The organism is Acetobacter nitrogenifigens DSM 23921 = NBRC 105050, assembly GCF_000429165.1.
Classification (GTDB): domain Bacteria; phylum Pseudomonadota; class Alphaproteobacteria; order Acetobacterales; family Acetobacteraceae; genus Acetobacter; species Acetobacter nitrogenifigens.
Genome location: NZ_AUBI01000015.1, coordinates 35,034 through 55,514 on the forward strand (window position 1 = coordinate 35,034; position 20,481 = coordinate 55,514).

Annotated in this window: 16 protein-coding genes; 11 read left to right on the forward strand and 5 right to left on the reverse strand. The window is 61.3% G+C overall.

Annotated features, from left to right (window positions below; translation table 11 throughout):
* Positions 1–472 precede the first annotated feature (472 nt).
* Positions 473–2,188: an AAA family ATPase gene (locus G442_RS0114865; protein WP_211229154.1), complete on the forward strand. Its 1,716-nt coding sequence runs from the start codon at positions 473–475 to the stop codon at positions 2,186–2,188.
* 308 nt (positions 2,189–2,496) lie between these two features.
* On the opposite strand, the gene G442_RS0114870 is transcribed toward G442_RS0114865, so the two are convergent.
* On the reverse strand, positions 2,497–2,727 hold the full coding sequence (locus G442_RS0114870) for a hypothetical protein (protein ID WP_026398628.1): 231 nt from the start codon (positions 2,725–2,727) through the stop codon (positions 2,497–2,499).
* Positions 2,728–2,887: 160 nt separating this feature from the next.
* Positions 2,888–4,360, reverse strand: coding sequence for an exodeoxyribonuclease VII large subunit (gene xseA, locus G442_RS0114875; protein ID WP_026398629.1), 1,473 nt, complete (start codon positions 4,358–4,360; stop codon positions 2,888–2,890).
* Positions 4,361–4,555: 195 nt separating this feature from the next.
* Here xseA and purD point away from each other — a divergent pair, with 195 nt between their 5' ends.
* From purD to G442_RS0114920, 9 genes are all read left to right on the forward strand, one after another.
* Positions 4,556–5,836 carry a phosphoribosylamine--glycine ligase gene (gene purD / locus G442_RS0114880; protein WP_026398630.1) on the forward strand — a complete coding sequence of 427 codons (1,281 nt, stop codon included), beginning with the start codon at positions 4,556–4,558 and terminating at the stop codon, positions 5,834–5,836.
* A 215-nt stretch (positions 5,837–6,051) separates the two neighbouring features.
* Entirely contained in the window at positions 6,052–8,151 is a 2,100-nt protein-coding gene (gene tkt / locus G442_RS0114885; RefSeq protein WP_026398631.1) for a transketolase, read from the forward strand.
* A gap of 93 nt (positions 8,152–8,244) precedes the next feature.
* Entirely contained in the window at positions 8,245–11,103 is a 2,859-nt protein-coding gene (locus tag G442_RS0114890; RefSeq protein ID WP_026398632.1) for a bifunctional transaldolase/phosoglucose isomerase, read from the forward strand.
* 17 nt (positions 11,104–11,120) lie between these two features.
* Positions 11,121–12,119 carry a phosphogluconate dehydrogenase (NAD(+)-dependent, decarboxylating) gene (gene gnd, locus G442_RS0114895; RefSeq protein ID WP_026398633.1) on the forward strand — a complete coding sequence of 333 codons (999 nt, stop codon included), beginning with the start codon at positions 11,121–11,123 and terminating at the stop codon, positions 12,117–12,119.
* 43 nt (positions 12,120–12,162) lie between these two features.
* Positions 12,163–13,041: a Cof-type HAD-IIB family hydrolase gene (locus G442_RS0114900; protein ID WP_026398634.1), complete on the forward strand. Its 879-nt coding sequence runs from the start codon at positions 12,163–12,165 to the stop codon at positions 13,039–13,041.
* Entirely contained in the window at positions 13,038–13,868 is an 831-nt protein-coding gene (locus G442_RS0114905; protein WP_026398635.1) for a Cof-type HAD-IIB family hydrolase, read from the forward strand. Before G442_RS0114900 ends, G442_RS0114905 begins: the two co-directional genes overlap by 4 nt.
* The gene (gene pgl, locus G442_RS0114910; protein WP_035376720.1) at positions 13,868–14,611 is read left to right on the forward strand and encodes a 6-phosphogluconolactonase; all 744 of its coding nucleotides are present in this window, start codon (positions 13,868–13,870) and stop codon (positions 14,609–14,611) included. The genes G442_RS0114905 and pgl overlap by 1 nt, the downstream gene beginning before the upstream one ends.
* Complete coding sequence (gene rpiA / locus G442_RS0114915) at positions 14,605–15,315, forward strand: ribose-5-phosphate isomerase RpiA (RefSeq protein WP_026398637.1); 711 nt, start codon at positions 14,605–14,607, stop codon at positions 15,313–15,315. Before pgl ends, rpiA begins: the two co-directional genes overlap by 7 nt.
* Positions 15,312–15,887, forward strand: coding sequence for a gluconokinase (locus G442_RS0114920; RefSeq protein ID WP_026398638.1), 576 nt, complete (start codon positions 15,312–15,314; stop codon positions 15,885–15,887). The genes rpiA and G442_RS0114920 overlap by 4 nt, the downstream gene beginning before the upstream one ends.
* 35 nt (positions 15,888–15,922) lie before the next feature.
* On the opposite strand, the gene G442_RS0114925 is transcribed toward G442_RS0114920, so the two are convergent.
* The 3 genes from G442_RS0114925 to hemC form a co-directional block, all read right to left on the reverse strand.
* Positions 15,923–17,338 carry a M20/M25/M40 family metallo-hydrolase gene (locus G442_RS0114925; protein ID WP_026398639.1) on the reverse strand — a complete coding sequence of 472 codons (1,416 nt, stop codon included), beginning with the start codon at positions 17,336–17,338 and terminating at the stop codon, positions 15,923–15,925.
* 112 nt (positions 17,339–17,450) lie between these two features.
* A complete protein-coding gene (locus G442_RS22585) occupies positions 17,451–18,239 on the reverse strand; it encodes a uroporphyrinogen-III synthase (protein WP_051292376.1) in 789 nt (262 codons plus the stop codon).
* On the reverse strand, positions 18,236–19,303 hold the full coding sequence (gene hemC, locus G442_RS0114935) for a hydroxymethylbilane synthase (protein ID WP_026398640.1): 1,068 nt from the start codon (positions 19,301–19,303) through the stop codon (positions 18,236–18,238). Before hemC ends, G442_RS22585 begins: the two co-directional genes overlap by 4 nt.
* A 102-nt stretch (positions 19,304–19,405) precedes the next feature.
* Between hemC and tsaD the strand changes: the two genes are divergently transcribed.
* Positions 19,406–20,476, forward strand: a complete 1,071-nt coding sequence (tsaD, locus tag G442_RS0114940) for a tRNA (adenosine(37)-N6)-threonylcarbamoyltransferase complex transferase subunit TsaD (protein ID WP_026398641.1) — start codon at positions 19,406–19,408, stop codon at positions 20,474–20,476.
* Positions 20,477–20,481: the final 5 nt, after the last annotated feature.

Consider the following 20,481-nt stretch of genomic DNA (forward strand, 5'->3'; position numbering starts at 1 on the left):
TGGGGACCGGCGTGAGTCGGTCCCCGTTTTTTGTTGGGGCGGTTGCGAATGCGGCAGAAGTGGGGGGGGGAAGAAGATAGTCGGGTATCGGGAAGGAATGGCCGAAAGCAGCTATACATCTATTACTGCTACCGACCAGATTACGATATTCCCTGAATGGCTTTTAATTGTCCGGTTGCACCGTAACTGGTCACCTCCAAGTTCAGCAGGGGCCCGGTTCGGAGTTTGACTCATTTCGTATTCAGTGGCGTCGAGGTGAATGCTGAACTGCCCACGATATCCCCTTGGATGTCGTATATGGCGCAACGGGTAATTAAAGGTGCGAATAAGCCGCTGTAAGTCTTGCGTCCTGCGAAAAAAACGGCTCAATTTACCTATGTATTTGAAACACCTTTTCATCGAGAACAGTGGTCCGCTTCGGCGAATCGATCTAGACCTCGCATTCAGCAGCAACGGTGCACCGAAACCCCTTGTGCTCGTTGGAGCTAATGGTGGGGGAAAAACGAATTTGTTGTCTCTCATCGCCGACGCGCTTTTTGAAGCCGCTGCTCAGCATTATGACAACGTGCTTCCCGCCAAAGGTGCAAGTCGAGCTTGGTTTAGAATGGTTGGCAGTCGAACAACCACATTAGGCACACCTGGAGGTTTCACCCTTTTACGGTTCGAGCACGGTAGTGAAAACCATATTTACAGAGAGAAGTCAGGCACTGTCGATCCAGTTAAAACAATAGAAAGGGTACCTGTTGAGCTTGTTACGGCAATTAACTGGCCAACGGAAGGACCAGTAAAGGATTTTTCGATTGGGGACGATCTATCGCGCCGCGTATTTGCGGAAGGCGTCTATGCCTACTTCCCTTCCAACCGATCCGAAATACCGCATTGGTTCAACAGGGAGGCGCTACCAGAGACGGAGTTCGACGTATTTGCCGCATTCGCTAAGCGTTTGCGGAAACCTATCTTCGTTGATCGGAGTCTCGACCAATTCAAGCAATGGCTGATTTCGGTTATTCTCGAATCTAGATCGCACATAGGCTTGTCTTTCGGTCCCAAACAAGCCGTACAGTTCCAATTGAAGGGCGACGTTAGCGCAACGCTGATGTCAGAAGCGGTAATCGCTCAATGCAACTTGATTCTACAACATGTCCTTGACGACGAACATGTTAGATTTGCTTGGCTAGGAAGAAAGTCGGCCGACAAACTCGGGGTTGCGCGAGGAAATGAGCTTTGCCTCCCTAACCTCGATGCGCTTTCGGGAGGGCAGTCGACTCTGTTGGGACTTTTTGGCACGCTTCTGCGGTATGGGGATCAATCAACCGACGGTCCGGCACTCAATCTCGCGTCAATTGAGGGAATGTGCATTGTCGATGAGATCGACGCACACATGCACGTCGATCTCCAACATCGAGTTTTGCCCGCATTGATAAAGCTATTTCCTCGAGTTCAGTTCATAATTTCAAGCCATTCACCATTGTTCGTTCTCGGAATGGAGAAGGAGTTCGACACCGACGGTTTCCAGCTTGTGGAAATGCCCGGCGGGCTTGCGGTTACTGCTGAAACGTACTCTGAGTTTGGCAAAGCGATGCAGGCTCTGACCGCTACGGAAGCGTTCAATGAGAAGCTGCTTTCGGACACTACACAGACCGGCCTTCCGATTGTTTTCGTTGAGGGCGAAACAGACACACCTTATATTCAGCGTGCTGCTCAAATGCTCGGTCGCGACGAGATGTTGGTACGCTGCGAAGTTCAGTGGATCGGAGCCAAGGATGCGAAGGGCCAAGGATTTCATACCGGCAAGGCGGCTCTTGACCATACCCTCGCCGTGCTTCGTGCAAATCCCAAGCTCTCGAATAGGTCAATTCTGCTTCTTTACGATAATGACGCAAACAAGACTGATGCCGATTATGGCATTGTATCAATAGCGGGCATGCCGACAAATCATGAGAACACTAAGGTGCGGGCCGGCATTGAGAATCTTCTCGCAGATGCATCCATTACCGAAGCCGATTATGAGGTGGTTGAGACTCAAAAGCCGAACGGGGATGTCCTCACTCGAAAAACTCTCCGCAAAGCTGAACTTTGCGAAAAAATTTGCAAGCATGGGACGATCGACGACTTTTCTGGTTTTCGACCCGCTCTAGATAAAATTGAAGTGTTTATTAACAAAGTTGCATCGCAGGCGGGCGGATGAAGTCAGAACAATGCTAAGAAGCGTAATTTCGCGTTACACTTCACGAGCCGATTTTCTCATTCATACTCGAAATGTCGCCTTTCCGGTTCGAGTCAAAATCAGGCGGTCGACAATCGCGCCTTTGCGCTGCGAAAGTAACTACTATTGCCATAAGCTGTCATTCAAACCAGTAGTCCAGAATAACGGCATCGTCTCAAAGACAGTCTATAGAGGTTCGTCTGAGAATGTCGGCTTTCGTGCAACCGGCATGACCGATTGGGTGTCGGAGATGAGGGCGAAAGCGGCCGTCCCTCAAACACCATCACCGTCTACCTGGTCGTCGCCTCGGTGCCGGTCGGGCAGTGCGACGGATTGCCGCCGGGGCGATCTGACGACACCATGGCGCAGTCGGTGGCGCTTACCGAGGTCGTGGCGGCTGATTGTCTGACTGCGGAGACGAAGGACTGCCCGATATAAATCAGCACGCCGAGGGTGGCGGCGATAATCGCTGCTATCACGATCAGTTTTCCGATTTCTTGCTGTGTAAAGCGCGCGCTCATGCTGGAGGCTCCGGGCGGTGGTTCAGGCGACGCGTGTGCGGGTTTCAGAAGATCGAGCGATGTCGTTCTGCCCCCTAAAATCCGCAGCGGCGAGGCTGTGTGATGGCATGTTCGTGGACCGGCGGCTACTGCGGCGCGGTGCAGTCCAGACCGCCGCCGCTCAGAAATCGAGCGCCGTTTGGGCAGGGTTGGCGCGCCTGTCCACTGTCGCTCCCGTCTCTCCGTCCGCGAAGACAAGCGTGACATGCGCGCCCGGTCTGGCTCCATCGGCGCGGGTCACCGGCGTGCCCCTGACGTCGCGGACCAGCACGTAGCCGCGCTCCAGAACCGCCATGGGCGATACGGCGTTCAACTGTCCGGCTAGGCCGGTAAGGCGGGCTTGGCGTTCCCGACACAGCGCGTTGAGAGGCGCGGCGGAGAGGCGCGTTCTGGCGAGGCGCATCTCCATGGCGTGCGTCATGGCGGCTGCGGCGGCGGTCAGGCTCGCAGCGCGCAGTTTCAGCCGGGCGCCATGGTCCGACAGCAATGCGGCGGGCGCGGGCATATGACGCTCGGCGGCTATCAGGGAGGTGCGACGACGCTCCAGCAGTGCGGGCAGGGCGATATCCAGTCGGTGCGAGCGGTCGTCGAGCCGCATCCGTCCGGCGTCCAGCAGGGACGGCAGGTCCGGAACGCCGCGCGCGGCGCGGTCGAGGCGCAGGCGCGCGGTCTGGCCGATGCGGTTCAGCGCGCTGCTCATGCGTGCGGCGCGGTGGGCGAGGTCAGCCATAAGCTCGTCGCGGACCGGCACCGCGAGTTCGGCGGCGGCCGTCGGCGTCGGCGCGCGGATGTCCGAGACGAAATCGACCAGCGTGGTGTCGGTTTCGTGGCCGACGGCGGAGATCACAGGGATGCCCGACGCCGCCACGGCGCGGAGCACCGATTCGTCGTTGAACGCCATCAGGTCTTCCAGCGATCCGCCGCCGCGCGCGACGATCAGCACGTCCGGACGGACGAGGTCGGACGTGGCGCCGGGTTCGCGGGGAGGGAGGCGGTTGAAACCGTCGACGGCGGCGGCGATCTGCGCCGCCGCGCCTTCGCCCTGCACGGCGACGGGCCAGAGCAGGACGTCGCGGGGAAAGCGGCGCGCGATGGTGGTTCGGATGTCATGCAGCACGGCGCCGTGTGCGGACGTCACCACGCCGATAAGCTGGGGCAGGCGCGGGATGGGCCGCTTTCTGGCGGCGTCGAGCAGACCTTCCTCGGCCAGACGCTGGCGCAGCCGTTCGATGCGGGCCAGCAGCGCGCCTTCGCCCGCATACTCCATTTTCTCGACGATAAGCTGATAGCTCGAGCGTTCGCCGTAAGAAGAGACGCGGCCGCTGGCGATGATCTCCAGCCCGTTTTCCGGAACCAGCCCGAGGCGGGAAACGGAACCGCGCCAGACGACGCCGGATATTTTTCCCCCTTCATCCTTGAGGGAAAAATAAAGATGGCCGGATGCGTAGCGTTTGAATTCCGTGATCTCGCCACGCACGCGAACGCGCCCGAAGGCTCCTTCCAGCGTGCGTTTGATGGCCCCGGAAATCTCTGAAACCGAGTATTCGGGAACATTGCCGAATGGCGCGGGCTGGGAGGGAGGGGCATCGTCCATCCCTTGACCCTATGCTACAGACGCGACGTCGCGAACAGGGGCGGCGTGTCGCCCTGCATGTTGCCGGACGACGTCGTGGGCCAGGGGCCATGCGGCGGGGTGGTGGGTCATGTGAGCGGCGTAGGGAACAATCGGGATGGCGAAAGCCGTCTCGCGGCGATGTGTCGTCGTGAAGGGTTACGAAGGGAACGGGTGATGCGGGTTCTATTGATCGGTTCGGGTGGTCGAGAGCACGCACTGGCTGCCGCTTTGGCGACGTCTCCTGCCCTGACGCGTCTCTATATCGCTCCGGGCAACCCCGGCACGGCCTCTCTGGGCGAAAACGTGGCGATTTCGGCCTCCGACGTGGCGGCGCTTGTCGCGTTCGCGCAGACGCACGCCATCGACCTCGTCGTGCCGGGGCCGGAAGCGCCGCTGGTCGTGGGGCTTGCCGACGCCTGCGCCGAGGCTGGAATCGCCTGCGCCGGGCCGACGCAGGCGGCGGCCGCGCTGGAGGGTAGTAAGACTTTCACGAAGGAGGTTTGCGACGCGGCGCGGATTCCAACGGCCCGATGGGAGCGGTTTGAAGACGCGGAGCGCGCGCTTGAGTTCGTGCGCCGTCGCGGCGCCCCGATCGTCATCAAGGCTGACGGGCTCGCCGCCGGGAAGGGCGTGGTAGTGGCGCAGACGCTGGGAGAGGCTGAGGCCGCTATCGTCGACATGATGACGTCCGACAAGCTGGGTGAGGCCGGACGTTCGGTCGTCATCGAGGAGTGCATGGTCGGGGAAGAGGTTTCCCTGTTCGCCTTCTGCGCCGGGCGTGATGCGGTCCTGATTGGAGCAGCACAGGATCACAAGCGTATTGGCGACGGCGACACCGGCCCGAATACCGGCGGCATGGGCGCGGTGTCGCCGCCTTCCGGTTTTGATCGGGAGGCGCAGGAGCGGGCGCTCGATCTGCTGGTCCGCCCGATGCTGGTCGAGATGGAGCGTCGCGGGACGCCGTTTTGCGGCGTGATCTTCGCCGGGTTGATGCTGACCGACGAGGGGCCGAAGCTGATCGAATACAATGTTCGGTTCGGTGATCCGGAAGCTCAAGCGTTGTTGATCAGACTCGAAACCGATCTGCTTCCTGCGCTTGCGGCGTTGGCGAAGGGTTCGCTCGAAGGAGTTTCCATCTCTTTCTCCGACGCCGCTTCCGCTGCGATCGTTCTCGCCGCGCGGGGTTATCCGGGCGAACCTGCGCATGGCGGAGTGATTGGCGGGATCGAGCGGGCGGAGGCAGTTCCGGGCGTGCGGGTGTTTCAGGCGGGCACGGCGCGCGATGCCGAGGGACGTTTGATCGCAGTCGGCGGCCGTGTTCTGACGGTATGCGCCACGGCCCCCGGCTTGCGGGAGGCGATCGACCGGGCCTATCAAGGCGTTGCGGCTATTCGCTGGGATGAGGCTGTATGGCGCGGCGACATTGGCGCACGTGCGTTGTCGAAGGCCGGGTGAAACCGCGTCACATGGATGTGACGTTTGCAACCGGTGGATAACCGGGGGGTTTAGAGTCTGAATTGCGCGCGTCGTCGCTGGGGGCGTTTTCTTCGCCTTGCGAACGGGTCGATGGCGTGGGATCGTCGGCAGGACCTATCCGCCTGAGGCGATCTTATGGCGCCCCTGGGCTTTGCCCAATATTTAGGCCAGTCAATAATAAGGAACGGTTTCTCATGCGCTCTATTCACGTCCAGCAGAACCGCGCCCCGGAAGCCGGCGGCGCTCCTGCCCGAGACATCGACCGGACCTGCATCGACACCATCCGCACGCTTTCGATGGACGCGGTCCAGAAAGCGAACTCGGGTCACCCCGGCACGGCCATGGCGCTGGCTCCGGTGGCCTACACGCTCTGGCAGGACGCGCTGAGCTACGATCCGGCCGATCCGCTTTGGCCCGCGCGCGACCGCTTCGTACTGTCGGTCGGCCATGCGTCGATGCTGCTGTATTCGTTGATTCATCTTTCCGGAATTCGTGACGTCGTCGGCGGCAAGGTCGTCGACGCGCCGTCGCTGACGATCGACGATCTGAAGCAGTTCCGCCAGATCGGCTCCAAGACGCCCGGTCACCCGGAATATCATCACACGGCGGGCGTCGAGACGACGACTGGTCCGCTCGGTCAGGGTTGCGCCAATTCGGTCGGTATGGCGATCGCCCAGAAATGGCTCGCTGCGCGTTTCGACAAACCGGGTTTCCCGCTCTTCGATTATCACGTCTATACGCTGTGCGGCGATGGCGACATGATGGAAGGCGTGGCCAGCGAAGCTGCGTCCACGGCGGGTCATCTGAAGCTTGGCAACCTGACGTGGATTTACGACAGCAATCGTATTTCCATCGAAGGCTCGACCGACATCGCGTTCACCGAGGACGTGGCCAAGCGCTTCGACGCCTATGGCTGGCAGGTGCTCGTTCTCAAGGACGCGAACGATACGGCGGGCTTCCTGAAACTGCTTGAGCAGGCGAAGGCGGAGACGACGCGTCCGACGTTCATTCTGGTTCATTCCGTGATCGCATGGGGTGCTCCGAAGAAAGCAGGTACAGCAGCCGCGCATGGCGAGCCGCTTGGCGCCGACGAAATCAAGGCGACCAAGGCGTTTTACGGCGCATCCGAACAGGATTTCTTCGTGCCTGACGGCGTTCTGAAGCATTTTCAGGATGGTCTCGGCGCGCGCGGCGCTGCGGCCAGCAAGAAATGGAAGGCTCTTTTTGCTGAATACAAAAAGACCTATCCGGGCGAAGCGGCCGAAATTGAGCTGATTCTGGAGCGAAAGCTGCCCGAGGGCTGGGATTCGGAAATTCCGACCTACAAGACCGACGCGAAGGGCGTGGCGTCCCGGCAGAGTTCCGGCGAAGTGCTGAACGCCGTCGCGGCGAAGCTGCCGTGGCTGATCGGCGGCGCGGCCGATCTGGCTCCGTCCACCAAGACGCTGATCAAGGACGGCGGCGCTTTCCAGCCAACCGAGTGGAATGGCTCCTACGCGGGACGCAACCTGCATTTCGGTGTGCGGGAACACGCGATGGGCGCCATCGTCAACGGCATCGCGCTTTCTGGCGTCCGGCCCTATGGCGCCGGGTTCCTCATCTTCTCGGATTACATGAAGCCGCCGATCCGTCTGGCTTCCCTGATGGGGCTGCCCTCGATTTTCGTGTTTACTCACGATTCCATCGGCGTTGGCGAAGATGGTCCGACGCATCAACCGATCGAACAGCTGGTGCAGCTTCGCGCCACGCCGGGCGTGATCGTCCTTCGCCCCGGCGACGCCAACGAGGTGGCCGAGGCCTGGCGCACGCTGATCCCGCTGACCAACCGTCCTGCAGTTCTTGCGCTGAGTCGCCAGAATCTGCCGACGCTGGATCGCGAGAAATACGCACCGGCGAGTGGCGTCCAGAAAGGCGCCTACGTGCTGGCGGATAGCGGCAAGACGCCCGCCGTCATCCTGATCGCGACCGGCAGCGAACTGCAGCTTGCTGTTGAGGCTTATGAAAAGCTGATCGCGGACGGCGTGGCCGCGCGTGTCGTGTCGATGCCGTCCTGGGAGCTGTTCGAGGAGCAACCCCAGTCCTATCGTGATGAGGTTCTTCCGCCTGCGGTGAAGGGGCGCGTCGCGATCGAGGCGGCCTCGCCGATCGGCTGGCACCGCTACGTAGGCGAGGCCGGGACGTTCATCGGCATGAACGGCTTCGGCGCTTCTGCGCCTCTTCCCGACCTGTTGAAGAAGTTCGGCTTCACTGTGGATGCGGTAATCGCCGCGGCGCGTAAACAGGCCGGTCTTTGATTGAAGCATCCGGCGTCGTCGTTCGACGCCGGGTGTCACTGGGTTTCAGCCTCCGGCGCCCGAGACGGCGCCAATGAAAAGGAGCGCCTTCTTATGAATGCTGCAGCAAACGCAAAACAAAGCCCTTTGCAGGAACTTGCGAAATTCGAGCAGTCGCCCTGGCTTGATTTCGTGCGGCGGGGTTTTACCAAAGACGGCTCGATGGCCGCATTGATCGCCGACGATGGGGTCAAGGGCGTTACGTCGAATCCCGCGATTTTTCAAAAGGCGATGGGTGAAGGGACGGATTACGACGCCCAGATCCATGAGATTCTCGGAAAGGAGATTGTTTCAACCTCCGAGCTGTACGAGCGTCTCGCGATTGACGACATTCGCGAAGTGGCGAAACTTCTATATCCTGTCTTTGAGACGTCGAAAGGCGTCGACGGTTATGTGAGCCTTGAGGTTTCGCCCTACCTGGCGCGAGACACGGCTGGCACGATTTTCGAGGCTGGACGGTTGTGGGATGCGGTCAAGGAACCGAATCTCATGATCAAGATTCCGGGCACCGACGAAGGCGCTCCGGCGATCGAGCAGAAGATCGCGGACGGAATCAACATTAACGTTACGCTTCTGTTTTCCCTCGACGCATACAAGAAAGTTGTCGAGGCATGGTTGAGCGGCCTAGAAGCGCGCCTCAAGGCTGGTCAGCCCGTTGCGTCCATAGCGTCGGTTGCTTCTTTCTTCGTGAGCCGTATTGATGGAAAGATCGACGCGGAAATTGATCGACGCGTGAAGGCTGGCGACAAGGATAGCGAGGCGCTGAAGGCGGTGCGCGGCAAGGTCGCGATAGCCAATGCGAAACTGGCTTACCAGTACTGGCTGGAAGTCATGAAGAGCGATCGTTGGGCGAAACTGAAGGCGGCGGGCGCGCAAACGCAGCGACTGCTGTGGGCTTCGACCGGAACGAAGGACAAGGCTTACAGCGACGTTCTGTATGTCGAGCAGCTGATCGGCCCCGAGACGGTCAATACCATTCCGCCTGCCACGCTCGACGCGTTTCGCGATCACGGCACGCTCCCCGGTGCCACGCTGACCGAGGATGTCGAGGGGGCGAAGCATGTTCTGGCGGAGGCGGAGCGCCTTGGGCTCGACCTTGCCGGGGTGACGAAGGTCCTTGTGGACGAGGGCGTGTCGTCCTTCGAAGACGCGTTCGACAGTCTGCTTGGCTCGGTGGCGAAGAAACAGAATGATATTCTCGGAAAGAAGCTGACCGAGACTAAGTTCTCTTTACCCGAAGACCTCGACGCCGCTGTGAAGGCCGGCCTGGACGAGTGGCGCCGGAAAGGCTCCATCCGCAAGCTATGGGCGCGTGACGCGTCGCTCTGGACTGGCGCGGACGAAGCGAAATGGCTGAAGTGGCTCGACATTGTTGGCGAGCGGCTGGATCACGTCGCCGAGTTGGAGGCGTTCCAGAAGGAAGCCAGGGAGCGTGGTTTCAAGCAGGTTCTTCTGCTCGGTATGGGCGGATCGAGCCTTGGTCCGGAAGTGTTGGCCGAGACGTTCGGCAAGCACGAAGGGTTCGGCCACCTGTACGTGCTGGACAGCACCGACCCGCAGCAGATTAAGACGTTTGAAGGTAAGATCGACCCGGCGCACACGCTGTTCATCGTCTCGTCGAAGTCGGGCGGCACGCTGGAGCCGAATATCCTTCTTGCCTATTTCTACGACGTCGCAAAAAAAGCGATCGGCGACAAAGCGGCTTCGCATTTCGTGGCGGTGACGGACCCGGGATCTCATCTTGAAGCCGTCGCTAAGCGCGAAGGTTTCTGGAAGATATTTGGCGGAGAGAAGGAAATCGGCGGCCGTTACTCGGTTTTGTCGAATTTCGGTCTCGTTCCGGCGACGGCTGCGGGCGTGCCGATCAAGCTCTTCCTTGAAGACGCATTGCACGGCGTGAAGGCGAGTGACGCGGGCGCGCCTCCGGCGGTCAATCCAGGCGTTCAGCTTGGCACGGTGTTCGGCGTTGCCGCCACGAAGTTCGGTCGCGACAAGATCACGATCATCGCTACGAAACAGATCGCAGATTTCGGAGCGTGGGCGGAGCAGTTGATCGCGGAATCGACTGGCAAGATCGGTAAAGGTCTGATTCCGATCGATGACGAAACGCTCGCGGGACCGGCGCATTACGGCTCCGATCGCGTGTTCGTCTATCTGCGTCTGGCGAATGAGCATTCGCATGAGCAGGATGAGGCGGTCCGTACGCTGATTGAAGCGGGTCAGCCAGTCGTAACCATTGAGCTGCACGAACGCCGTCAGATTGCGCAGGAGTTCTTCCGTTGGGAAATCGCGACGGCGGTCGCCGGAGCGTGGCTGGACATCAATCCGTTCGATCAGCCGGATGTCGAGGCCAGCAAGATCGAAACGAAGAAGCTGACATCTGCGTATAACGATACGGGAGCGCTTCCGTCCGAGGAGCCGTTCGCGACGGATGGGGATCTTTCGTTCTTCGCCGATGCGAAAAATACAGCGGCGTTGAAGGGCGGTTCCACGCACGAAATCCTGAAAGCGCATTTCGACCGTGTGAAGCCCGGCGATTATGTCGGCGTTCTCGCCTATATCGAGCGTGACCGGGCGACGCGGGAATGGATTCAACACACGCGGCTGGCGATCCGCGACGCGAAGAAAGTGGCGACAGCCGCCGAGTTCGGGCCTCGTTTCCTGCACTCGACGGGACAGGCGTACAAAGGCGGACCCAACACCGGCGTGTTCCTGCAAATTACTGCCGATGACGCGCACGATCTTCCGGTTCCCGGCGAGCGCTTCACGTTCAGCGTGGTCAAGGCGGCGCAGGCGCGTGGCGATTTCGACGTCCTCGCCGAGCGTGGCCGTCGTGCTTTGCGCGTGCATATCAAGGGCGATCTCGCCAAGGGCCTTGCTTCCATAGCGTCGGCCATCAAAGCCGCGATCTGAAGAAAAGGATTAGTCATATGCAGATCGGAGTTGTTGGTCTGGGGCGCATGGGCGGGAATATCGCCGTGCGTCTCACGCGGCATGGCCACGATGTTGTGGTGTTCGATAATTCTCCGGACACAGTGGAGAAAATCGTTTCTCGGGCTGAAAACGGACGGGCTGTCGGCGCGTCGAGCCTTGAGGATCTGGCCTCCAAGCTGAAAGGGCCGAAGAAGGTCGTGTGGCTGATGCTGCCGGCCGGACAGATCACTGAAGACGCTGTGCAGGCATGCGGTAAACTGCTCGGTGCGGGCGACATCGTGATTGATGGTGGCAACACCTACTACAAGGACGATATCCGCCGTGCTGCCGAGCTGAGCAAGACGGGCGTGGATTACGTCGACGTCGGGACGTCGGGCGGTGTCTGGGGGCTCGAGCGAGGATATTGTATGATGTATGGCGGCGCGCAGGAAGCGGCCGACCATATTGATCCGATCCTGAATGCGCTGGCGCCTGGCAAGGGCGACGTTCCGCCGACGCCGGGACGCGACCGCGAAGGTCTGGACGCCCGCGCGGAGCAGGGCTACCTGCATTGCGGCCCGGCCGGGTCCGGCCATTTTGTGAAAATGGTTCATAATGGCATCGAATATGGCATGATGCAGGCGTTCGCCGAGGGCTTCGACGTCATGAAGTCCAAGGATTCGCCGTTGTTGCCGGACGATCAACGCTTCTCGCTCAACATGGCGGATATCGCTGAAGTCTGGCGTCGGGGCAGCGTCGTTTCGTCATGGCTGCTCGATCTCACCGCGCAGGCGATGGCGAAAAACGGAGAGTTGTCTGAATTCTCCGGGCAAGTTCAGGATTCTGGTGAGGGCCGCTGGACTATTGAAGCCGCCATTGAGGAATCTGTGCCGGTTCCAGTCATGACGGCCGCCTTGTTCACACGCTTCCGTTCGCGCACTGGCAACAACTACGCCGAGAAGGTGTTGTCGGCTATGCGCTTTGGGTTCGGCGGTCACGTCGAAACCAAAAACTGACGAAGGCGGGTAAGGGCATGCGCGCGGAGCGAGAGAGTCTGTCATGAAGAGCGACGATCAAGCCCGGCGCGAGGCCAAGCCCGCGCCGACCGAGAACGTTCGACTTGTCGTCAGCGATATGGACGGCACGCTGCTGACGCCAAAAAAGCAGGTCACTCCCGCCACGCTGGCGGCGATCGGCCAGCTGCGGGAGGCTGGTGTTCCTGTCTGCCTCGTCAGTAGCCGCCCGCCTCCGGGGATCTCGATGTATTTCGAGGCGCTGGGGCTGAAAACACCTTATGCAGGGCTTAACGGCGCCATCGTCTTCGACGCAGAAGGGCGAACGGTGTCGAGTCTGGCTTTGCCGCAGGACGCCCTGCGTGACGCGCTCGATATGCTGAACGTTCACGGGGTGGACGCCTGGTTGTTTTGCGGCTCTGACTGGATCGTAGGCGACGTCACCGGAGCGTATGTGCAGCACGAACAGGCTGCGATCCGGGTCGAGCCGATCGTCGCGAGCGAGGGCTTCGATCCCTGGTTGGACAAAGTAGGCAAACTGGCAGGATCGAGCAGCGATTATGACCTTCTCGCTCGGCTGGAAGGCGAGATCGGGGCGTTGCTTGAGGGACGGGCTCATGTTGCGCGATCATCGCCGTATTACCTCGATATTACCCCGGAACAGGCGACAAAAGGTTACGCGCTGAAGCAGCTTGCGGGCATGTTCGGCATTGCGCCGCATGAAGTCGCCTGCCTCGGCGACATGCGCAACGATATTGCGATGTTCGAGGTCGCGGGGCTGTCCATCGCGATGGGCAACGCCACGGACGAAGTCGCATCCTACGCTCACGTTCGTACTGCGAGCAACGAAGACGAAGGCTGGGCTCGCGCCATTGAAACCTATGTGTTGCCAAGAGTGGCGGGAGCGAAGGGCTCGTCGTCATGACGCCCGCCGGCGGTCGTGCTGCGTCGGACATCAGGCTGGTCCTGAGCGACGTGGACGGCACGCTGGTGACGCATGAAAAGATACTGACGGACCGGGCCGTCGCTGCTGTGCAAAAACTCCACGACAGGGGAATACTTTTCGCCATTACTTCGGGCCGTCCGCCGAAGGGCATGGAGATGTTGTTTGATCCATTGAGCCTTGGGACCCCGGTTGCGGGTTTTAATGGCGGCCTGATGGTCAATCGTGATTTTTCGGTCGTTCAGTCGCTGACTTTGCCGCCGGAGATCGTCCGGAAGACGGTTGCGCTGATGCGCGAAGGTGGGGCGGATGTCTGGATCTATCAAGGCAACGACTGGATCGTGCCTGATGCGGGTCACCCGCATGTTGCGCGAGAGCAGTGGACAGTAAAATTCGCCCCCACAGTGCGCGATGACATTCCCGACATCACAGACGGCGTCGTCAAGATTACGGGGGTCAGTGATGATCCCGATCTGATGAAGCGGCTGGAGGCGACCGTGCAGGGAGCGCTCGGAGACAACGCTTCAGCGGCGTTGTCCCAACCGTATTATCTGGACGTCACACATTCTGACGCGAACAAGGGCGGCGTAGTTCGCGCCCTGTCGAGGCTTCTTGATATTCCCGTGGGAATGATCGCGACGCTGGGTGATCAACCAAACGATATGCCGATGTTTCAGATCGCCGGCCTGTCCATAGCAATGGGGCAGGCGGCCGACGCGGTGAAGGCGGCGGCGACATATGTGTCGGAATCCAGCGAGGCGGAAGGCTTCGCTGCAGGAATTGAGCGTTATATTTTAGGAGAGTCGTAATGAGCGGGCACGACGTTATGTCGGCGGATCAAATCGTCCTCGACGATGCAGAGGCGATTGCGCGCCAGGCGGCTGATTTTTTGCTCGAACAGGCATTGGCTGCCAAAGATGTTTTTCGCGTTGCGCTATCGGGCGGATCGACGCCGAAGCGGCTCTACGCCCTGATGGCGGACCCTGATTATGCGGCACGGTTTCCCTGGGGCCGCGTACAGTTTTTCTTCGGCGACGACCGCTTCGTTCCTGCGGATTCTCCTGACAGCAATCGGGGCATGGTTCAGTCCATTCTCTTCTCACGTGTGCCCGCGCCTGCCGATGCTGTCTTCCCGATGCCAGACCAGGGCGATCCGGATGCGGCGGCGTGGGCATACGAAGCAAGCCTGAAAACAGTTTACGGCGCCGAGGCGCTCGAGGCAGGTCGACCGCTTTTCGATGTCGTATTTCTCGGCCTCGGAGAAAACGGCCACACGGCTTCTCTCTTCCCGCGCCAACCGGTGCTGGAGGAACGCACGCGGTGGGTCGCTCCCTGCGTTCCGGACGACGCCCCGCACACCCGCCTGACATTGACGTATCCCGCTATCGCCTCCAGTCGCTTTGTGCTTTTCCTCGTCACGGGCGCTTCCAAGGCGGAGGTTTACGCCCGGGTGCGGGCTGGCGATCCGGCAGAGCCCGCAAGCCATATAACGTCGGAGGGGCGGATCGAGTGGCTTGTTGACGCCGCCGCCGCCGGGGAGGTCGTATCGTGAGCATGTCTTCTGAGCAGGCTGCGGAGTACAAAAGGCATGCGGCCGAACTGGCTGCGGAAATGGTTGAAGACGGAATGGTCGTCGGGCTTGGCACAGGCAGCACGGCGGCGTTCGCCGTCGCTGCGCTGGGACGTCGTTATCGCGAGGGACTTCGCTTCGTAGGCGTGCCGACGTCGCTCGCCACCGAACATCAGGCGCGCGAACTGGGTATTCCGTTGTCGGGCTTTGGTGAGCACGAACGGGTCGATCTTACGATAGACGGCGCTGACGAGGTGCAACGCGGCACGTTGAATCTGATCAAGGGACTTGGCGGCGCGCTCCTGCGCGAAAAAATCGTGGCCTCGGCATCTGATCGTCTCGTGATCGTCGCCGATGAGAGCAAACTGGTCGATGGTCTTGGCGAGCACAGTCTATTGCCGGTGGAGGTGACGCCCTTCGGCTGGGAGGCGACGGCGCGTCGGTTGGCGGAGGTCGGGGCGCATGTTTCTCCGCGGCGTTCGCGCGCAGGCGACCTTTTCATAAGCGACGGCGGCAATCTGATTCTTGATTGCCATTTTGAAGGGATCGACGATCCGGCGGCGACTGAACTGGCGATCGGCTCCATCGTCGGCGTCGTCGAAAGCGGCCTGTTCATCGGTATGGCGAGCGAGGCGGTCATCGCCGGGCCGACTGGGGTCGCACGCCTTCACGTGGCGGCGCAATGACGGGGGCGGCCTCAATGAGGGCAGGCTCGTTTCCGTTCGCGGATAGGCTGACGCCGCGTATCGTCGTTGTGATGGGTGTTTCTGGAACCGGAAAGAGTACGGTGGCGGACGGGTTGCACAACCTTCTCGGCTGGCCGTTTCAGGAAGGCGACGCCCTGCACCCCAGGAGCAATGTCGAAAAGATGGCGGCTGGCGTTCCATTGACTGACGAAGATCGCTGGCCGTGGCTGGATACGTGCCGTGACTGGATATCCGAACGGGCGAAGGAAGGACGCGGCGGCGTCCTGACGTGCTCGGCCCTCAAGCGAATCTACCGCGACAGGCTGCGGTCGAGCGGTGTGGATATCACGTTTCTTTTTCTCGCCATTCCGGAAGATGTTATCTCCGCGCGCTTGCAGAGGCGTGAAGGTCACTTCATGCCGGCCAGCCTGCTGCCCAGCCAGTTCGCGACGCTGGAGGAGCCGGACGCAGATGAACATGTGCTGGTCCTTCCTCTCACCCCGACGCCTGCCGAGCAGATCGCAGATGCTGTAGAGGCGCTTCGACAGGATCAGATCGTTCGGTCTCGCTAAAGCACGCGGTCGAGGGTTCGCCCCGACCGAATTGATCATTGGGCGGCGTAGAGCTTGACCACCTCGTAGAGAAAACGCCGTCCGTCCAGTAGCGACTGCTTGCGGATATGTTCGTTCAATCCGTGGGCGTTATTGCCCTCCGGTCCGGCAAGCATTCCGGAGAGCCCGTAGGTCGGCGTGCTGGCGCTGTTGAGATACGATCCATCGGTTGCGCCGGTCGAGAGCGTCGGCAACACCACGATTCCGGGCCAGATCGCTTCTGCGATTTGATTCGCCGGGTTCAGGATACGATCAGTGATAGGCGGCAGTTTGGGGCGTGATGGAGATCCGTCCACGATCTTTACCGAAATTCCCGGATCGTCCATGACTTGCGTGAGCGTTTTTTGAATTTCGTCGTTTCCTGTTCCCGGCAGGATCCGGCAGTTAACATTCACCGTGACGCGTTGCGGCAACGCATTATCCGCGTGGCCGCCGGAGATCATGGTCGGCACGCAAGTCGTGCGGATCATGCCGTTCCACGAAGGGTTCGCGCGCCATAAACGTGCGGCGGCCTCATTGTCCGGCAGTGCGGCAAGGATCGCGCGCATATCTCGGGCGACGTCGGGGGCGGCGTGGAGCGCTTCTGTCTGGAAATAACGGCGGGTCGTGTCGTTTATAGAAATAGGAAATTCGTAAGCGCCAAGTTTCGCAAGAGCCTGGGACATGCGGACGATCGCTGTGCCTTCGTAGCGAGGGCGAGAGCTGTGGCCGCCGGGATCGTTTAAGGTCAATTCGAAATCAGTGTAGACTTTTTCTCCAGCCTGAACCTCAAGGGTTTTTGGTTTTCCATTTTCGTCATACTGCCCGTGCGCGCCTTCATTCAGCGCAAATTCGGCGTCAAGAAAATCAGGATGCGCCGAAAGAAGCCAGGCGACGCCGTCAGTCTCGCGCGATGTCTCTTCGCCGCAAGTCAGAGCCAGCCGGATCGTCCGTTTCGGTCTGAAACCTTCTTCCCGATATCGGATCATTGCGTCGGTGAACGACGACGCCATCGCCTTGTCGTCCGATGAACCGCGCGCATAGTACACGCCTTTATCTTCTACAAGCTTGAACGGATCGCGTTTCCAGTCTGCCGCCTTGGCCTCTACGACGTCGATATGCGCGAGCAGGAGGATCGGCTTCAGCTTCAGGTCGGAGCCGGGAAGCGTTGCGATCAGATCGCCAGAACGCGGCAGGTTCGGCGGGGCGAGTATTTGGACGTCGCCACTCGTGTATCCGGCTTGCAGCAGGCGCGCCCGCATCCTTTCAGCTGCGAGGGTGCAACTGCCAGATGAAAGAGTCGTGTTGGTTTCGACAAGCTCCTTGTATAGGGAGAGGAATCTCGAATCGTTGGCGTCAGCGCCGTGCGCTGTCCCGAGCGGGAGGGATGCAAGAGCAGAGAGCGAGGCCAGTGCGGTCAACCGACCGATCATTGTTTTCAAAAGCGGGTTCCTCACGTTTCACTGTTCGTAATTCGTCGAAATCAGGCAGGGGACGACGATATCGTTACGACTTCGAACGTCAATGACGCCGAAAGGACAGGTTTTATGCGTCGCGCGCCGCAGACTGTTTCTTGTCGGAAACGGTTGCCAGGGCGTTCAACATGCCCTCCGCATCGGGGTGGGCAGCGACCGCGACAGTCCTGAAACCAGCGGCTCGCATGATTGTCGCCGTGTTTTCCGAAATTGCGACGCCTGTGAGGTCGCACACCCGTATCTTCGCCAGCTCCAGCGCCCGCATGGTCGCGGCGGCGCTTCGAGCGGAGTACGCCATCACGACGTTGACTTTCCCACGGTGCAGCGCCTCCGTCACAGGGACGGGCAGGCGTTCGACGGCAACAGCCGCATACGCCACACGTCTGCGCACCGTGTATCCAGCTGCTCTGAGCGTTCGCGCCAAAGGCAGCGCCTGCGCCTGCCCGGACAGCAGCAGGAGAGGGCCAGCCTCGGGCGTCAGAGTTGTGGCGACAAGCTGGAAAAGATCGTGCGCGTTTCCGTTTGCGCTGATCACGGTCCTGAAGCCCGCTCGTTCGACCGTTCGCGCGGTGGCGTCGCCAACGGTGAAAACCTGCGTCGAGACCGGCAGCGAGGAAGAAAGAGCGTCTACCGCCTGTCCGCTCGTGAGAATTGCGGCGGCGATCCTCTGTTGCGGCTCCACGCGGCGGGGAGCGATCGTGAGCGCTGGCGCAGCGTAGGGACGCCACCCGCGTTCGCGGAGGGCCGCCATGGTCTCGGTTAAGCCCGGCTCCGGTCGTGTGACGAGGACGCCGCGATGATCGACCCGTCGCGCCGCCGCCTGTTCCGGCGTGGAGGCGCGATCACGGCCATCTTTCATTCGGTAAAGATGTGCGCAGGGCTGTCAACGCGAAGGCTGCGGGCGAGTTCACGCCCGAGACGTTCAGCGTCGGCGGGAGCGCCGGAAGTCTCGCGGCGGAGCAGAAACGTGCCGTCTTCCGAAGCGACGAGCCCGGTCAGATGCAGCGTCGCCTTTCCGCCCGCAGGGGCGGGGAGCAGGCGTGCGAATCCGCCGATCGGCGTGCGGCAGGATCCATCCAGTTCCGCAAGCAGGGCGCGCTCCGCCGTGGAGACGGCGCGGGCTTCGTAATCCTCGATGGCGGCGAGAAGCTCGCGAAGCTCGATGTCGCTCTCGCGCACCGTGACCCCGACAATGCCTTGCCCGGCGGAAGGCACCATCACGTCAGGCTCCAGCACGACCGACGCGCGATCCTCCATCCCCAACCGGCGTAGACCGGCAAGAGCCAGAAGCGTGGCGTCGCATTGCCGTGCGGCGAGTTTGTCGAGGCGCGTCTGGACGTTGCCGCGCAGGAGGCCGAACCGCAGGTCGGGGCGCACATGAAGCATCTGCGCCTGCCTGCGGACCGACGCGCAACCGATCAGGGCGCCGTGCGGAAGCGCGGAATACGGATCGTTCGGGTCCGCAGGCGTAAGGCCCGGACCGAGGATCAGCGCGTCCCGAGCGTCTTCGCGCCGCATGGTGCAGGCCAGAACCAGCCCGTCCGGCAGTGTCGTTTCGAGGTCCTTCAGGCTGTGCACCGCAAAGTCGATGCGGCCGTCCTGCAACGCCTCATGAATCTCTTTGGCGAACAGGCCCTTGCCGCCAATTTCCGCCAGCGCCCGGTTTTGGACCTGATCGCCGGTCGTGTTGATCTGGTGTTCCTGAAACGCGTTCATGTCGCGCAGGACCGGGCAGAAGCGCGTCAAGCGCGTAAGGAAGGCGCGGGTCTGCCACAGCGCGAGCGGCGACCCCCTCGTGCCGACGCGGAGCGGCAGCAACCGTCGGTGATGCGTCACCACGGTCTTCTGGCGTGCGGCGGCCTCGGCGGCTACTTTTTGCAGCGCCGGGCTAAGGGCGGTATCGGACGGCTGTGCGGGAACCATAGTGGGGTGTTTATTACCGCCGTCGCGCTAAGGAAAGGTGACGTGAGCCTGAAAAGCCTCGATTTTAACGTTCATCCTGATGATAAGCGTTCTGCGCAGACTGTGCAGCTCGCCGGACCGCTGCTCGCTGTCGAGTCGTCCTGCGACGAAACAGCCTGCGCGCTCATCGCGCCGGATGGCTCGGTACTGGCTCAACGGCTGGTGTCACAGGACGCCCACGCCGAATTCGGCGGGGTGGTGCCAGAGATCGCCGCCCGCGCGCATCTGGCGCTTTTGCCTGATCTGGCCCGCCGGACCTTGCAGGACGCGAATCTTGCGCCTGCCGATGTGGCGGCCGTCGCGGCCAGCGTCGGGCCGGGGCTGATCGGCGGGCTGGTCGTGGGGACGAACTTCGCCAAGGGGCTCGCCATCGCATTGGGCAAGCCGTTCATCGCCGTGAACCATATCGAAGCCCATGCGCTGTCGGCGCGGCTGCCCGGCGTTGTGGAGGGGGGTGCGACGTTCCCCTTTCTGCTGCTGCTGGCTTCCGGCGGGCATTGCCAGTGCCTCGCCGTCGAAGGCGTTGGACGATATCGCAGGCTTGGCGGGACGATCGACGACGCGGCGGGGGAGGCGTTCGACAAGGTCGCGAAGATGCTTGGCCTCGGCTGGCCCGGCGGCCCGGCGCTGGAGAAACTCGCCAACGAGGGTGACCCGAAAGCGTTCGCATTGCCCCGTCCGTTGAAGGGACGGGAAGGGTGCGACTTCTCGTTTTCGGGCCTGAAAACCGCGATCGCGCGCCAGATTGCGCCTTATGGCTCGGAGCCCTTGCCGCGAACCGTCGCCGCCGATCTGGCCGCGAGCTTCCAGCAGGCGGTGTCGGATGTCGTCGCCGATCGCGTGTCCAACGCCCTCGCCATGATGGACGGACCGACATTGCTCGTTGCGGCGGGAGGGGTGGCGGCGAACAAGACCCTGCGCGCGCGGCTGACGGAGGTGGCGGAGCGGCATGGGCTGCGTTTCGCGGCCCCGCCGCTTGCCCTGTGCACAGACAACGCCGTGATGGTCGGTTGGGCCGCTCTGGAGACATGCGCGGAAGCCGCGCGTCTGGGATTGCCGGCGCTCGACGATATGCAGTTCAGACCAAGGCCGCGTTGGCCTCTCGCGGAGATGGCGGAGCGTTTCGAGGTCTGACAGAC

Bases quoted from the DNA above. Each gene is read 5' to 3' on its own strand.
- G442_RS0114920 (WP_026398638.1), top strand. From the start codon at position 15,312: ATGACGGGGGCGGCCTCAATGAGGGCAGGCTCGTTTCCGTTCGCGGAT.
- purD (WP_026398630.1), top strand. From the start codon at position 4,556: ATGCGGGTTCTATTGATCGGTTCGGGTGGTCGAGAGCACGCACTGGCT.
- xseA (WP_026398629.1), bottom strand. From the start codon at position 4,360: ATGGACGATGCCCCTCCCTCCCAGCCCGCGCCATTCGGCAATGTTCCC.
- G442_RS0114900 (WP_026398634.1), top strand. From the start codon at position 12,163: ATGAAGAGCGACGATCAAGCCCGGCGCGAGGCCAAGCCCGCGCCGACC.
- gnd (WP_026398633.1), top strand. From the start codon at position 11,121: ATGCAGATCGGAGTTGTTGGTCTGGGGCGCATGGGCGGGAATATCGCC.
- pgl (WP_035376720.1), top strand. From the start codon at position 13,868: ATGAGCGGGCACGACGTTATGTCGGCGGATCAAATCGTCCTCGACGAT.
- G442_RS0114925 (WP_026398639.1), bottom strand. From the start codon at position 17,338: ATGATCGGTCGGTTGACCGCACTGGCCTCGCTCTCTGCTCTTGCATCC.
- hemC (WP_026398640.1), bottom strand. From the start codon at position 19,303: ATGGTTCCCGCACAGCCGTCCGATACCGCCCTTAGCCCGGCGCTGCAA.
- G442_RS22585 (WP_051292376.1), bottom strand. From the start codon at position 18,239: ATGAAAGATGGCCGTGATCGCGCCTCCACGCCGGAACAGGCGGCGGCG.
- tkt (WP_026398631.1), top strand. From the start codon at position 6,052: ATGCGCTCTATTCACGTCCAGCAGAACCGCGCCCCGGAAGCCGGCGGC.
- G442_RS0114870 (WP_026398628.1), bottom strand. From the start codon at position 2,727: ATGAGCGCGCGCTTTACACAGCAAGAAATCGGAAAACTGATCGTGATA.
- G442_RS0114905 (WP_026398635.1), top strand. From the start codon at position 13,038: ATGACGCCCGCCGGCGGTCGTGCTGCGTCGGACATCAGGCTGGTCCTG.
- G442_RS0114890 (WP_026398632.1), top strand. From the start codon at position 8,245: ATGAATGCTGCAGCAAACGCAAAACAAAGCCCTTTGCAGGAACTTGCG.